Consider the following 13,354-nt stretch of genomic DNA (forward strand, 5'->3'; position numbering starts at 1 on the left):
GCCGCCACGCGCGGTTGCGCTGCCGCGCACGCCCCCGCATCATGGCAGGAGGCAGGACGCATTTCGCGGCAGGATACAGGCACAGATGGACAGCTTTCTCTACCAGGCAACGGTGTTTCTGCTGGCGGCGGTGATTGCCGTGCCAATTGCCTCACGCCTCGGGCTGGGCTCGGTTCTTGGCTACCTACTGGCCGGGCTTGTCATCGGTCCCGCGCTCGGCCTCGTCGCCGATACCAAGGATCTTCAGCATTTCGCAGAGTTCGGCGTGGTCATGATGCTGTTCATCATCGGGCTGGAACTGGAACCGCGTGCCCTGTGGGACATGCGCACCCGGCTCATCGGGCTTGGCGGACTGCAGATCTTTGTCACGATGGGGCTGTTTACCGGCGCGGCCATGGCGCTCGGGCTCGAATGGCAGACGGCGGTGGCCGTGGGCATGATCCTCGCGCTGAGTTCGACCGCCATCGTTCTGCAAACCCTGACCGAAAAGGGGTTGATGCAAACCCAGGGCGGCCGCTCCGCCTTCTCCGTCCTGCTCTCGCAGGACATCGCCGTGATCCCAATGTTGGTGGTGCTGCCACTGCTCGCGGTCGCAGCGCCGGTGCAAATCGCACCCGATGGCTCCCTGACACGCATCGCGGACGACGCGCATCACACCATGTCTCTTGTCGAGGGCTTACCCGGTTGGGGGGCCGCGCTTGTCACGATGGGGGCCGTTGTGGCGATCATCCTCGCCGGGGTGTTCGGTGCCCGCCCGGCGTTTCATTTCATCCATGCTTCCCGCCTGCCGGAGATGTTCACCGCCGTCGCGTTGCTCATCGTGGTCGGGATTGGCTTTTTGATGATGCTTGTGGGTCTCTCTCCCGCTCTGGGCACCTTCCTTGCCGGGGTCGTTCTCGCCAACAGTGAATTCCGGCACGAGCTCGAATCCGATATCGCGCCCTTCAAGGGGCTGCTGCTGGGGCTGTTCTTCATCACCGTCGGCGCGGGGATCGACATCCCCACCCTGATGGCAGAGCCGTTCACCCTGCTCGGGCTGGCGCTCGGGGTCATCCTGCTCAAGGGGCTGGTTCTCTTCGGGCTCGGCAAGATTTTCGGTCTCAAGGGGCGCGACCAGTGGCTCTTTACCCTTGGGCTGGCGCAAGCGGGCGAATTCGGCTTCGTGCTCATCTCCTTCGCGCTGCAGACCTCCGTTCTGACCGACGCGCTCGGGGGGCGGCTTTTGATGATCGTGGCGCTCTCGATGCTGATCACGCCGTTGCTCTTCATCCTTTACGAGATGCTGTCGCGCCGCATGGCCGATGACAGCACCCCCAATCAGGAAGCCGATACAATCGACGAAAAAGGCACGGTGATCATCGCCGGGATCGGCCGTTTCGGACAGGTGGTGAACCGGCTGGTGCAATCGACGGGGCACAAAACGGTGGTGCTGGATCACAACATGCAGACGATCCACCTGATGCGACGGTTTGGCTACAAGGGCTTCTTTGGCGACCCGACCCGCCCGGAATTGCTGCACGCCGCCGGCATTGACGACGCTCAGGTGCTTGTTGCCGCGCTCGACGACCCCAAGGCCAATTCAAAGCTGGTGGCCTATGCCCGCCGCGTCCGGCCCGATCTGCACATCATCGCGCGCGCCCGCGACAGGACGCATGTCTACCGGCTGTATCAGGCGGGGGCCAATGACATCGTCCGCGAAATGTTCGACAGCGCGCTGCGCGCCGGGCGCTATGCGCTCGAAAATGTCGGCATGTCCGACTACGAAGCCGCCATCGCGCGCGATACCTTCTATTACCACGACCGCGAAACCGTGCGCGAGCTGGCGTCCCTTTGGGACCCGGCGATCCCCGCCGCAGAGAACGAAGCCTATATCAAGCGCGCGCGCGAATTGGAAAAGGACCTCGAAACGGCGCTTTACACCGCTCTGGAGGCCAAGGCCCGCGGCAACGACGCTGCCTGAGGACGGGGCCGCCGTTGACGGCGGGCTCAGAGTCCCTTAGCGCGCGGGCATGGTCGCGCCTGTTGCGAGACGCATATCCACGGCGACCGGGTCTTCCTGTCGCACCCGCATCGCCGCGGCCTCGCACACCCAGCGGTGTCGCATGCATCCGCTGCGCGTCTGCCGCTGGTCATCCGCCTGCCTCGCAAACGCCGCACGGGCGGGTCTGGCGGAACATCAAGCAAAAGGCCCCGGGCATCGCCCGAGGCCTCTATCGCTGTGATGATGATCATCGTCATGGTGTCCGGGCACTTGCATGCCCGATGCCGGATTACGCCGCGCGCAGACCGAGCACCTCATCCACCTGACGCGCTGCCGCGACCTCGTCGCCGCCGGATACAGCCGCCACTTCGCGGGTCAAACGCTCCAGCGCGGCTTCGTAAAGCTGACGCTCGGAGTAGCTCTGCTCGCGCTGGTCATCGGCGCGGTGCAAGTCGCGCACCACCTCCGCAATGGCAATCAGATCGCCGGAGTTGATCTTCTGTTCGTATTCCTGCGCCCGGCGGGACCACATGGCCCGCTTGACCTTGGCCTTGCCCTTGAGGGTCTTCATCGCCTGGCTCACGACATCCGGGCTGGACAGCGAGCGCATGCCCACATCCGTGGCCTTGTGCGTCGGAACGCGCAACGTCATCTTGTCCTTCTCGAACGAGATCACAAACAATTCCAGCGTGATGCCAGCGATTTCCTGCTCCTCGATGGACACGATCTGACCGACGCCATGGGCAGGGTAGACAACATAGTCATTCGGGCGGAATTCTGGCTTCTTCGCTTTGCTCATACGTGTTGTATCCTTGTGTTCCCCGCTGCGGCGGATGCGGCTCCCGACATCCTCAGGCGACAAAAAAGGCGGACGGGCTCTTGCGAAACCCGTTCACCTTTCCGGATCTTTCGATCAATTGACCGGGTCGCGAACGATCCGGAACCTTTTGCAACGTGCCTTCATTGTACAGTGTTATATCACAATTTCACGACATATGACACCATATTCGAATGGGGCATAAAGCGTATTTCTATCAATGAATTACGCGCGAAAGCTCAGGCTTCACGCGAAGCGCTGCGCCGAATCGATCAGCCGCCCTCGCCGGGCGCCTCTGAGAAGTACTTGTCGAGCTTGCCCGTCTCGCCGTCGCGCTCCTCTGCCTCGGGCAGCGGGTCTTTCTTGGTGATGATCACCGGCCAGGCTTCAGAGTATTTGCGATTGAACTCGACCCATTTTTCCATGTCCGGCTCCGTGTCCGGGCGGATCGCATCGGCCGGGCATTCCGGCTCACAGACACCGCAATCGATGCATTCGTCGGGGTGGATCACCAGCATGTTCTCACCCTCGTAGAAACAATCCACCGGGCACACTTCGACGCAGTCGGTGTATTTGCACGCGATACAGTTGTCCGTGACGATATAGGTCATGCGCGATCCTCAAACGTTGCGGGTTGTGACTAATGGCTCCCGCGCGATCATTCAAGCGCGTCTGACCGCGACTTTTCGATCATGCGCCGGTCGCGCTTCGTCGGGCGGCCCTTGCCTTCGAACCGAGGCACCGGGGGGGCCAGCTCGCGGGGTTTGGGGGGATCGAGATCGGTATAAAGCGCCTGGGCTTCCGGCGCCGGGCCGCGCCGTTCGCCAAGCGCTTCGATGCGGATCACCCGCACGTCCCGTGCCTGCGGAAAGGTCAGAACGTCACCGGGCTCTACGGCAAAGGCCGGCTTCGAGATCGGTGTGCCATTGACCCGGCATCGCGACTCCGACACCACCCTTGCGGCCAGCGACCGCGTTTTGAAAAACCGCGCATGCCACAGCCATTTGTCGATGCGCAGTTTGCTCATGCCGCCCTCGTTCTGAAAACTCGCCTCAGTCCAAAGAAAAGCCCGCCACCGGCACATATTCAAGTGTCCTCGGGGCGGGCTTCACGATTGCGTCAGGCTTTGCCTATTTGTTGTCCTTCAACCCCATGAGGGCCGCCGCAAAGGGGTTGTCCGGGTCGATCCGGTCTTTCTTCTGAGGCCGTGATTCGAACGTCTTGGGGCCGCGATCCGGGCGCGGTCCGCCCTTTGCGCCCTTCGGTCCCTTGCCACCTTTCGGCTTGCCGCGATCCTTGTTGCGGCCGCCGCTGCGCTGCGCGTCGTCGGGTTTGCCGCGCGCCTCGCGGCGCGGATTGCCCCGGTTCCGGTTACGATTTCCGGCCCATGTGAAGGTATAGAACACCTCCATCTCCTGCGCGGTGACCTGTTTGTCGGCCACAGCGCCGGGCGGAATTTCTTCCGCCGGAGTTTCGGGGATCGGGTCTGCTGCCGGCTCGGGGTCCACTGGGTCGGCTGCGATCGGCGCTTCGCCCTGATCGGGCTTGGCGACCGCCTCCGCAGGGACGTCCGCCGGCGCTTCGGCAGCCACCTCGTTCGCGTCACCGGCAGGAGCCGCAGCGCCGTCGGCGATCTGGTTGGTCGCGTCCATCACAGGTGTCTCGTCACTCGCCGCTACGCCGTCCCCGTCGGGCACAACCGCGTCCACCGGCTTGACCTTTTCACGCTCCGCGCGTGCCGCCTTGTAGCCCAGACCGTCCATCAGGTCGGCAAATTGCTCCAGCGTCAGCCCGGTGATCGACAGCATGTCGGGGTTCGCCTCGAAGCCGCCCCGGCTGTCCTCACCGCGCAGCATATCGGCCAGCCGTTCCAGCATGTCGATCCGGATCGCCCGCGCGCCTGCCGGGCGATACCCGCTCAGAAGGTGATGCTGCGCCGGCACGCCGGGCGCGGCGGGGACAGTCACAAGACCCGGTGGCGGCGCTTCAGGAAACTCGTCCAGGCCGTTGAAAAGGCTCCAGAGAACGAGCCTCAATCGGGTTGGCGCGGGCTTCAGCAAAGCCGGCATGAAGATCGTGTATTGACCAAACCGCATGCCATGTTTGCGCAGGCTGCCGCGGGCATCCTGATCCAACGCCTTGACCTCGTCGGCCACCTCGGCGCGCGGCACAATGCCCATTGCCTCGACCATCCGGAACGCAAAGCCCCGCGCCAGACCGGAGAGCGCCTCGTCATTCTGCATCGCGACAAGCGGCTCGAAGAGCGCGGCAATCTTGCGGTCGATGAAATGCTGCAAGCGCCGCTCCACCTTCGAAGCCACGTCTGCCCCCGCCTCGTCATCGACAAACGCAGAGATCCGCGGCCGCAAGGGGTCGTCGCCCTTGACCAGCTTGCCGATCGCCTGATCGCCCCACATCAGCCCGCCCTGCTCGGTGAAATCGAGCTCGGTATCGGGCGCATTGTAGAACCGGTCCGCCCGCAGGTTGAACTGCGGCACGAGCGCCTGCATCGATGCCTGACGCAGCGTCTTGGCTTCCTGTCCCGTGGCATCCTTGTCCTGCCGGAACCGGAAGCCTTCCAGACGACCGACGAATTGTCCTTCGACGGTCACCTCACCTTTGTCGTTCACTTCGGCCAAGAGGGCCTCCTTCTGTTTCAACCGGCGAAGCAGAACACTGGTCCGCCGGTCCACAAAGCGTTGTGTCAGCCGCTCGTGCAGCGCATCTGACAAGCGGTCTTCTACAGCGCGGCTCTGCCCGCGCCAATGGTCTTCGTCACCGACCCAGCCACGGCGTTGCGCGACATATGTCCATGTCCGGATATAGGCGAGACGTTTCGACAATGTGTCAATGTCGCCATCCGTCCTGTCGATCCGGTTGATCTGACGGGCGAGGAAATCATCCGGGATCTGTCCCCGCTCGTGCAGATGCCCGAAGATAACGCCCAAAAGCCCCGCATGTTCCGCCGCCGAGATGCCGCGGAAATCCGGGATCCGGCACACCGTCCACAAAAGCTCCACCGACCGGGGGTTGGTGGCCCGGGCCTGCACCTCCGCTTCTGCGGCAAGCGTGCGCAGCGCGCGCAGGTCGTCGGCTTCGCGCGCTTTCGCCAGATGCTCGTCGTCCGGGCTGGCATCGAGACTGCGGTCCAGCGCGTCGATGGAGCCGAAACTGAGCTTGGCGCTGCGCCAGATCGCCTTCTTGAGCGGGGTGAAACTGTGGTTGGTGATCGCCTCGACCCACTCGTCGGGGAGGTTGCGCGCCTCTCCTGTCACGCCAAAGGTGCCATGCGCCATGCCGCGCCCGGCCCGACCGGCGATCTGTGCCAGCTCGTTAGGCATCAAGGGGCGCATCCGCCGGCCATCGAACTTGGTGGTGGAGGAAAACGCCACGTGGTCGATATCGAGATTGAGCCCCATGCCGATGGCGTCGGTGGCAACGAGGTAGTCGACCTCGCCATTCTGGTAGAGATCGACCTGCGCGTTCCGCGTCCGCGGGCTCAGGGCGCCCATGACCACCGCCGCGCCGCCTTTCTGACGTTTCAGAAGCTCCGCAATGGCATAGACATTCTCAACCGAAAACCCCACGATTGCCGTCCGAACCGGCAGTCTACTTATCTTTTTCGAACCTGAGTAGGTCAATTCACTCATGCGCTCGCGCCGCATGAACTGGGCCTGGGGCACAAGCGCCGCAATCAGCCCGCGCATGGTGTCCGACCCCAGAAACAGGGTCTCATGGGTGCCGCGCATCCGCAGCAGCCGGTCGGTGAAGACATGGCCGCGCTCCGGATCGGCACATAGCTGGATCTCGTCTATGGCCACGAAATCCGCGCCCATGCCCTCGGGCATCGCTTCCACCGTGCATACCCAGTATTGCGCGCGCGGCGGCACGATCCGCTCCTCGCCTGTCACAAGGGCGACGACCGAGGGACCGCGCGCCGCAACGATCCGGTCATAGACCTCGCGCGCCAGCAGCCGCAGCGGCAAGCCGATGATGCCGCTGCGATAGCCGAGCATCCGCTCGATCGCATAATGTGTCTTGCCGGTATTGGTCGGGCCGAGGACGGCCACGATCCGTTGCTGAAGAGCCATGAGAGAGGGACCGTTTCCTGTCTGCCGCGGTCTGGACGGGTGGCCGCGCAGACGCGCGGCTCCCGATCTTCCCGGTATCCTGTCTAGAGCCGAATCCCCAAGGCAACGCGCTCCAGACGCTCCATCGCCTTTTCGACGTCTTCGTCATGCGGGCGCAAGGCCAAAGCGCGCGCATAGGCTTCGTAAGCCAGGACGGGCCGGTCGACCCGCTCATGAATCGCCCCGATCCCGCGCATTGCGGCAAAATGCTGCGGGTTGAGCGTCAGCGTGCGTTCCAGCGCATCCATGGCCGGGCCGAACCGTTCAGCCTGGAAATAGGCCAGCGCCAGCCCGTGCCAGCCTTCGGCAAAGGCTGGCGCATGGTCGGTCAGCGCCCGGAAATGCTCTGTTGCGGCGGCATGGTCGCGCACGGCGAGTGCGTCATGGCCGCGCTTGAGCAGCAGGTCCATGCTCGCCGAACCGGACTTGCCCCAGGCGTCGATCACCTGCCGTTCGAGCCGTTGCGCGGCGGCGGCATTCTCCGCCTCGCCCAGCTGACGCAAAAGGTCGGCCGCGCGATCCTCCGCCCAGCCGGTAACGGGTATGGAAAACCCGACTACGGCCAAAAGTGCCGTGACGGTAGATTTGAAACTGCGATGTCTCGTGCTCATAACCCAAGTGTAGCGCCTGGGTTGAGGAATGCCAGCGCACGATTACGAGAGAAAGGCACTCTGATGAGCGATACGATCCAAGCAGCCGTGGCGGCGCTGAATGAAAAGATGGCCGGGGACGGTTTTGATGGCACCGCAAAGTTTGTCATGGGCGACGAAGGCAGTTTCATCGTCGACGACACCGGCGCCCACGCGGGCGAGGCCGAGGCCGACGTGACACTGACGGCCGATGTGGACACGTTCCAGCAGATTTTCGAAGGCGAGCTGAACCCGACCGCCGCCTTCATGTCCGGCCAGCTGACCATCGATGGCGACATGGGCAAAGCGATGCAGCTTGCGCAGGTTCTCGCCTGATGACGCTTGCCTCTGCTCCCTTCTTCGCCGATCTCGCCGAAGGCCCGGCGGAGGCGCGCGGCTGGTGGGTGCAGGCCGATGACGGTCTGCGCCTGCGGGTTGCCCATTACCCTTCCGACGAGGCGCGCGGCACGATCTTTCTGTTTCCTGGCCGCACGGAATATGTCGAAAAATACGGGCGCACGGCAGACGATTTCGCCGCGCGCGGCTATCACACGCTGACCATCGACTGGCGCGGTCAGGGTATGGCGGACCGCATGCTGGACGACCGTCTCGCCGGCCATGTGGCGGTGTTCGAGGATTACCAGCGCGATGTGGCGGCCATGATGCGGGCCGCAGAGCAGCTTGATCTCCCGCGCCCCTATCACCTGATCGGGCATTCCATGGGCGGCGCGATTGGCCTGCGCGCCGTGATCAACGGCCTGCCGGTTGCGTCCTGCGCCTTCACCGGGCCGATGTGGGGCATCAAGATGCGTCAGGCGATCCGCCCCGCGGCCTGGGCGCTGAGCTGGTCCTCCAAACAGGTCGGCCTCAGCCACCTCTTTGCCCCCGGCACCGGAATCGAAAGCTACACCGCGACAGGGGCGTTCGAGGACAACACGCTCACGACCGACCCCGACATGTGGGATTACATGCGGCGTCAGGTTCTGGCGCAGCCCGAGTTGCAGCTGGGTGGCCCGTCGATGCATTGGCTGCACGAGGCGCTGGCGGAATGCTGGGCGCTGTCACGCCTGCCCTCGCCACGCGTGCCCTGCCTGACCTATTGCGGCACCAACGAGCGGATCGTGGATGTGCCGCGCATCGCAGACCGGATGGCGCGCTGGCCAAACGGGCGACTGGAAATGCTCGACGGCGCAGAGCATGAGATCCTCATGGAGCGCCCCGAGATCCGGGAGGTCGTGATTGCGGGGTTGACCGCACATTTTGACCGCGCCGGAGAGGCTCCGGCTCTCTCCGCCTGAAGGCTCTCAACCGCCGGCATCGTCAAGCTGTCCGGCGGGACAGGTCACCGGCGGGCCGGGCCATCGGCGGGACAGGTCAATGACGGGCCAGGTGATCAGCGGGTCGGGCCAATGACGCGCAAGGTCAATGACGGGCTAGGTCAATGGCGGGCCCTGACCGGGGCCTCTCCCGTCGGCACCGGTCAGTCGATCGCACGCACCCCGCGCGCCGCGGCATTCGCCCCTGCCCGCATCCAGCCATGCTCCGAGCCGATGAAAAACATGCTCACCCCGTAGGCGCGTGCCCATTCCTGCGCCTTTTCCGCGTCGGGCACGAAGCTCATATAGGCCTTGCCGGCACCGCGTGCGGCCTCCCCCACGCGGGTCAAGGCGGCGGCAAGGTCGTCGCTGGACTGATGGTCGTGACCATAGCCCACAGACAAATCCGCAGGTCCGAGGAAAAGCCCGTCGATGCCAGGAACAGCGGCAATCGCCTCGCAGGCCTCCACGCCTTCCGGCTCCTCGATCTGTGCGATCACGACGGTTTCCGAACGGCTTTTTGCCAATAGATCCGGCATGGCGCGGGTCGCGTAATCTGCCCAGCGCGTCGATCCGGCATAGCCGCGCCCATGCAGTCCAAACCGCGCCGCCCGTGCCATCGTCTCCGCCTGTTCGGCGGTCATGACATGCGGCACCACCACGCCGACCGCGCCGTGATCCAGCGATTGCAGGATCGCGGCGGGGGTTGCCTCGCCGACGCGCACGAGGATCGGGAAATCGAGCGCACGCCCCATGCCGATGCAGATGTCGAGCGCCGCGCGGTCAAACGGCGCGTGCTCCGCATCGAGACACAGGAAATCGAGGTCTGACTGTGCCAGCACCTCAACCAGTTGAAAGGCCGGTGTTTTCAGAAATGTTCCGGCCAGCGGCGCGCCGCTCAGCATCTTCTCTCGAAATCCGGCTGTTCTCATGTCGGCGCCTCCCCTGCAACTGGCTGCCGCCACCCTATTGCGCGCGCGGGTCTTGGCAAGCCCCCAAGCGCCGCGCATCGAAACCGCCTGCCGCCCGGAAGACCGCGACGTCGGACACGGGCTGCGCTTGCGCCCGCTGGTCCTCCCACGCCCTCACGAACGCCCCCGACGCCGGGCCGGGGCGCAGCTCTACGCAGCGTCCGGAACAGGAATGCTCCGTGTCACGCGCGTCACCAAGGTCTGGCCCCCAACCGCCGCCTCCCGCTGAGCGCCCCCCGGCGCGGCGCCAATCACGCCCCGGATCGCACCGCGGCATGGTCATGCGCGGGAAACCTTCTAGTATCGTGGTCGATGAAACCTGTCCTGACCTTTACCGAGCGCGGCATCTATTGCCCGGCGGGCGATTTCTTCATCGACCCATGGCGGCCCGTGGACCGCGCGCTGATCACCCATGGGCATGCCGACCACGCCCGCCCCGGCCATGCGCGATACCTCGCCACCAAGGCGGCGCTGCCGGTGATGCGGCACCGGCTCGGCGCGATCACCGCAGAAGGTGTCGACTATGGCACGCGGCACCGGATCGGGGATGCGGAGGTCTCCTTTCATCCCGCCGGCCATCTGCCCGGCTCTGCGCAGATCCGCGTGTCGGTGGGCGGCGAAGTCTGGGTCGTCTCCGGCGATTACAAGACCGCGCCCGACGGGCTGTGCGAGGCCTTCGAGCCCGTGCCCTGCCACGCCTTCATCACCGAATGCACCTTCGGTCTGCCGGTCTTCACCTGGGCCGATCAGGCCAGCGTGGCCAAAGAAATCAACGCCTGGTGGGCCGCAAATGCCGCGCAGGGCACCTATTCGCTGCTGGCGGCCTATTCGCTTGGCAAGGCGCAGCGTCTTTTGCGCATGATCGACCCGGAAATTGCCCCCATCCTCACGCATGGCGCGGTCGAAGCCACGAACGCGGTGCTGCGCGCGCAGGGATATGCCCTGCCCGACACCACCCATGTGACCGCGGGGCTCGACGTCAAATCCTGTCCGGGTGCGTTGGTGATTGCACCACCCTCGGCCCTCGGCAGCGCCTGGGCGCGGCGGTTCAAGCCCGCGTCCTCGGCCTTTGCCTCGGGCTGGATGCGGCTGCGCGGGGTGCGCCGACGGCGTGCGGCAGATCGGGGATTTGTCGTGTCGGACCACGCGGATTGGCCCGGTTTGCAGGCTGCCATCCGCGAGACCGGCGCGGAGCGGGTCTTCGCCACCCACGGCTATACGGAGATCTTCGCCCGCTGGCTGCACGCGGAAGGCTATGATGCGGCGGTGGTGCCCACGCAGTTTGGCGGCGAGGAAGAGGACGACATGCCGGTGGTCGAGCCTGCCGACGCAGAACAGGCCGCCACAGAACAGGCCGCCACAGCCCACAAGGCCGCTCCGGAGACCTCCGACCCGGCCACATCCGCCGCCCCGGACGCCACGGTCCCGTATCCCACCGGCCAAAACCGTGAAGACGCCACGGCGTCGGCCCCCGCCGACCCAGATCCCGATGACGCCACGGCGTCGGGCCAAACCGACCTGGACACGGGCCCAAACACGGGCCCGGACCGCCGATGAAGGACTTTGCAGCGCTCTTCACCGCGATAGACCAGACCACCAAGACCACGCGCAAGACCGAGGCGCTGGCGGCGTTTTTCCGCGATGCCTCTGACGCGGACCGGCTCTGGACCATCGCGCTGTTTTCCGGGCGACGCCCAAAACGGGCCGTGACCACGACCCAGCTGCGCGAATGGGCGGCAGAGGTGGCGGGCGTGCCGCTCTGGCTGCTGGAGGAAAGCTACCCCATCGTCGGAGATCTCGCCGAGACGCTGGCGCTGATCCTGCCGCCGGCCCGCTCCGAAAGCGACAAGCCCCTGTCGCACTGGATCAGCGTGCTGCGCGGTCTGCACGGGGCAGAAATCACAGAGCGCAAAGCCGCCATCATCGCGGCATGGGATGAGCTAGACGCGACCGAGCGCTTTCTCTTCAACAAGCTGATCACCGGGGGCTTCCGGATCGGCGTGAGCCAGAAACTGATGACCCGCGCGCTCAGCCGCGCCACCGGGCAGGACGAGCCGGTGATCGCGCTCAAGCTCATGGGCGGCTGGACGCCCGAGACAACCAGCTACAAGGCCCTGATCGAGACCGACGATCCCGCAGCGGATGCCTCGCGCCCCTACCCGTTCTACCTTGCCTACCAGCTGGGTGAGCCGCCAGAGAGCCTTGGCCCCGCCACAGACTGGCAGGCGGAATGGAAATGGGACGGCATCCGTGGCCAGCTTATCCTCCGCGACGGCACACATCACCTGTGGTCGCGCGGAGAGGAACTGATCACCGAACGCTTCCCCGAGTTCTCCCGAACGCGCGACTTCCTGCCCGATGGCACGGTGCTCGATGGCGAGATCGTCACATGGGACGGCAGCGCGCCAATGCCCTTTTCGACGCTGCAGCCGCGGATCGGGCGCAAGACGGTCCCGAAAAAGCTGCTGCGCGAGGCGCCGGTGATCCTGTTGGCCTATGATCTGCTGGAGCAGGACGGCGCCGATTTGCGCGCCGCCCCCATGGCCGAGCGGCGCGCGCGGCTCGAGGCCCTGCTGGACGGGCTGCCCGAGGATGCGGCGTTGCAGGCGTCGCCGGTGCTCTCCTTCGACGGCTGGGAAAGCCTTGCCGCCTTGCGCAGCAGCGCGCGCGCGCGCCGCGCCGAAGGGGTCATGCTGAAGCGCCGCGACAGCCCGTATCTGTCCGGGCGCAAAAAGGGGGATTGGTGGAAATGGAAACTCGATCCGCTGACGATCGATGCGGTCATGATCTACGCCCAACAAGGGTCCGGACGGCGCGCAAACCTGTTCACGGACTTCACCTTTGCGGTGTGGAAAGGCAACGAGCTGGTGCCCTTTACCAAGGCCTATTCCGGGCTGACTGACAAGGAGTTCACCCAGATCACGGCCTGGGTCCGGAAAAACACGCTGCAGCGGTTCGGCCCGGTCCGGCAGGTGCGCCCCGAGCATGTGTTCGAGATCGCCTTCGAGGGCATCCAGCCCTCCCCGCGGCACAAATCGGGCATCTCGCTGCGCTTTCCCCGGATGAGTCGCTGGCGCCATGACAAACCGGTCAACGAGGCCAATTCGCTCGAAGATCTGCAGCAGATGCTGGCCGCATACGGGTCTTGATCGAGGACCGGGTGCGGGATCCCCATGCGTCGGTGGATTGGCACACGTTCGCGAGCGGGGCGATGCCGTTCCGGGAAACACCCCCGTCACGCCGGAGGCGGGCGTTGTGATGGCGAGGGGCCAGCCCGTCACGCCGGAGGCGGGCGTTGCGGTGGCGAGGGGCCAGCCCCTCGCGCTCCCCGGGATATTTGAAGCCCAAAGAAGCAGGGCCGTTTTCCCCAGGTCCACGGCGACGCGCGTGAGACACCCCGGTGAGTCGAAGACGTGGCCGTCTGGAAGAGTGCTCCGCGTCATGCGCATGGTTTGTGCATGGCATGTGCATGCTTTGTGCATCGTGATTTTTGGAGCCGTGAGCGGGGCC

10 protein-coding genes and 1 pseudogene are annotated in these 13,354 nt (G+C 65.1%); 5 read left to right on the plus strand and 6 right to left on the minus strand.

Annotation, left to right across the window (positions count from 1 at the left end; genetic code table 11):
• Window positions 1-85: 85 nt before the first annotated feature.
• A complete protein-coding gene (locus J1C49_RS15830) occupies window positions 86-1,960 on the plus strand; it encodes a monovalent cation:proton antiporter-2 (CPA2) family protein (protein WP_227446812.1) in 1,875 nt (624 codons plus the stop codon).
• A 310-nt stretch (window positions 1,961-2,270) separates the two neighbouring features.
• Here the strand turns inward: J1C49_RS15830 and J1C49_RS15835 are convergent, their stop codons facing one another.
• The 5 genes from J1C49_RS15835 to J1C49_RS15855 all read right to left on the minus strand — a co-directional run bounded on the left by J1C49_RS15835 (window position 2,271) and on the right by J1C49_RS15855 (window position 7,539).
• The gene (locus J1C49_RS15835) at window positions 2,271-2,780 is read right to left on the minus strand and encodes a CarD family transcriptional regulator (RefSeq protein ID WP_227446813.1); all 510 of its coding nucleotides are present in this window, start codon (window positions 2,778-2,780) and stop codon (window positions 2,271-2,273) included.
• 290 nt (window positions 2,781-3,070) lie between these two features.
• A complete protein-coding gene (gene fdxA, locus J1C49_RS15840; protein ID WP_227446814.1) occupies window positions 3,071-3,409 on the minus strand; it encodes a ferredoxin FdxA in 339 nt (112 codons plus the stop codon).
• Between the two features lie 47 nt (window positions 3,410-3,456).
• Window positions 3,457-3,825: an RNA-binding S4 domain-containing protein gene (locus J1C49_RS15845; protein ID WP_227446815.1), complete on the minus strand. Its 369-nt coding sequence runs from the start codon at window positions 3,823-3,825 to the stop codon at window positions 3,457-3,459.
• Window positions 3,826-3,928: 103 nt separating this feature from the next.
• Window positions 3,929-6,889 carry a helicase-related protein gene (locus J1C49_RS15850; RefSeq protein WP_227446816.1) on the minus strand — a complete coding sequence of 987 codons (2,961 nt, stop codon included), beginning with the start codon at window positions 6,887-6,889 and terminating at the stop codon, window positions 3,929-3,931.
• A gap of 83 nt (window positions 6,890-6,972) precedes the next feature.
• Window positions 6,973-7,539 (minus strand): tetratricopeptide repeat protein, encoded by a 567-nt coding sequence (locus J1C49_RS15855; protein WP_227446817.1) that lies wholly within the window; start codon window positions 7,537-7,539, stop codon window positions 6,973-6,975.
• Between the two features lie 63 nt (window positions 7,540-7,602).
• On the opposite strand from J1C49_RS15855, the gene J1C49_RS15860 reads away from it, so the two are divergent.
• Both J1C49_RS15860 and J1C49_RS15865 read left to right on the plus strand, forming a co-directional pair.
• Window positions 7,603-7,893 carry an SCP2 sterol-binding domain-containing protein gene (locus tag J1C49_RS15860; protein ID WP_227446818.1) on the plus strand — a complete coding sequence of 97 codons (291 nt, stop codon included), beginning with the start codon at window positions 7,603-7,605 and terminating at the stop codon, window positions 7,891-7,893.
• Window positions 7,893-8,855, plus strand: a complete 963-nt coding sequence (locus J1C49_RS15865) for an alpha/beta fold hydrolase (protein WP_227446819.1) — start codon at window positions 7,893-7,895, stop codon at window positions 8,853-8,855. Before J1C49_RS15860 ends, J1C49_RS15865 begins: the two co-directional genes overlap by 1 nt.
• A gap of 182 nt (window positions 8,856-9,037) precedes the next feature.
• On the opposite strand, the gene J1C49_RS15870 is transcribed toward J1C49_RS15865, so the two are convergent.
• Complete coding sequence (locus J1C49_RS15870; RefSeq protein ID WP_227446820.1) at window positions 9,038-9,805, minus strand: HpcH/HpaI aldolase/citrate lyase family protein; 768 nt, start codon at window positions 9,803-9,805, stop codon at window positions 9,038-9,040.
• 351 nt (window positions 9,806-10,156) lie between these two features.
• On the opposite strand from J1C49_RS15870, the pseudogene J1C49_RS15875 reads away from it, so the two are divergent.
• Together J1C49_RS15875 and J1C49_RS15880 are read left to right on the plus strand one after the other, a co-directional pair.
• Window positions 10,157-11,146, plus strand: a pseudogene (locus J1C49_RS15875) (ligase-associated DNA damage response exonuclease); the annotation flags it as partial.
• 251 nt (window positions 11,147-11,397) lie between these two features.
• Window positions 11,398-12,993, plus strand: a complete 1,596-nt coding sequence (locus J1C49_RS15880) for an ATP-dependent DNA ligase (RefSeq protein WP_227446821.1) — start codon at window positions 11,398-11,400, stop codon at window positions 12,991-12,993.
• Window positions 12,994-13,354 lie beyond the last annotated feature (361 nt).

The organism is Cognatishimia sp. F0-27 (genome assembly GCF_020667845.1).
GTDB lineage: Bacteria > Pseudomonadota > Alphaproteobacteria > Rhodobacterales > Rhodobacteraceae > JAFMPQ01.

Excerpts from the sequence above, each read along its gene's own strand:
- J1C49_RS15830 (WP_227446812.1), top strand. The coding sequence starts at position 86 with ATGGACAGCTTTCTCTACCAGGCAACGGTGTTTCTGCTGGCGGCGGTG.
- J1C49_RS15835 (WP_227446813.1), bottom strand. The coding sequence starts at position 2,780 with ATGAGCAAAGCGAAGAAGCCAGAATTCCGCCCGAATGACTATGTTGTC.
- fdxA (WP_227446814.1), bottom strand. The coding sequence starts at position 3,409 with ATGACCTATATCGTCACGGACAACTGTATCGCGTGCAAATACACCGAC.
- J1C49_RS15845 (WP_227446815.1), bottom strand. The coding sequence starts at position 3,825 with ATGAGCAAACTGCGCATCGACAAATGGCTGTGGCATGCGCGGTTTTTC.
- J1C49_RS15850 (WP_227446816.1), bottom strand. The coding sequence starts at position 6,889 with ATGGCTCTTCAGCAACGGATCGTGGCCGTCCTCGGCCCGACCAATACC.
- J1C49_RS15855 (WP_227446817.1), bottom strand. The coding sequence starts at position 7,539 with ATGAGCACGAGACATCGCAGTTTCAAATCTACCGTCACGGCACTTTTG.
- J1C49_RS15860 (WP_227446818.1), top strand. The coding sequence starts at position 7,603 with ATGAGCGATACGATCCAAGCAGCCGTGGCGGCGCTGAATGAAAAGATG.
- J1C49_RS15865 (WP_227446819.1), top strand. The coding sequence starts at position 7,893 with ATGACGCTTGCCTCTGCTCCCTTCTTCGCCGATCTCGCCGAAGGCCCG.
- J1C49_RS15870 (WP_227446820.1), bottom strand. The coding sequence starts at position 9,805 with ATGAGAACAGCCGGATTTCGAGAGAAGATGCTGAGCGGCGCGCCGCTG.
- J1C49_RS15880 (WP_227446821.1), top strand. The coding sequence starts at position 11,398 with ATGAAGGACTTTGCAGCGCTCTTCACCGCGATAGACCAGACCACCAAG.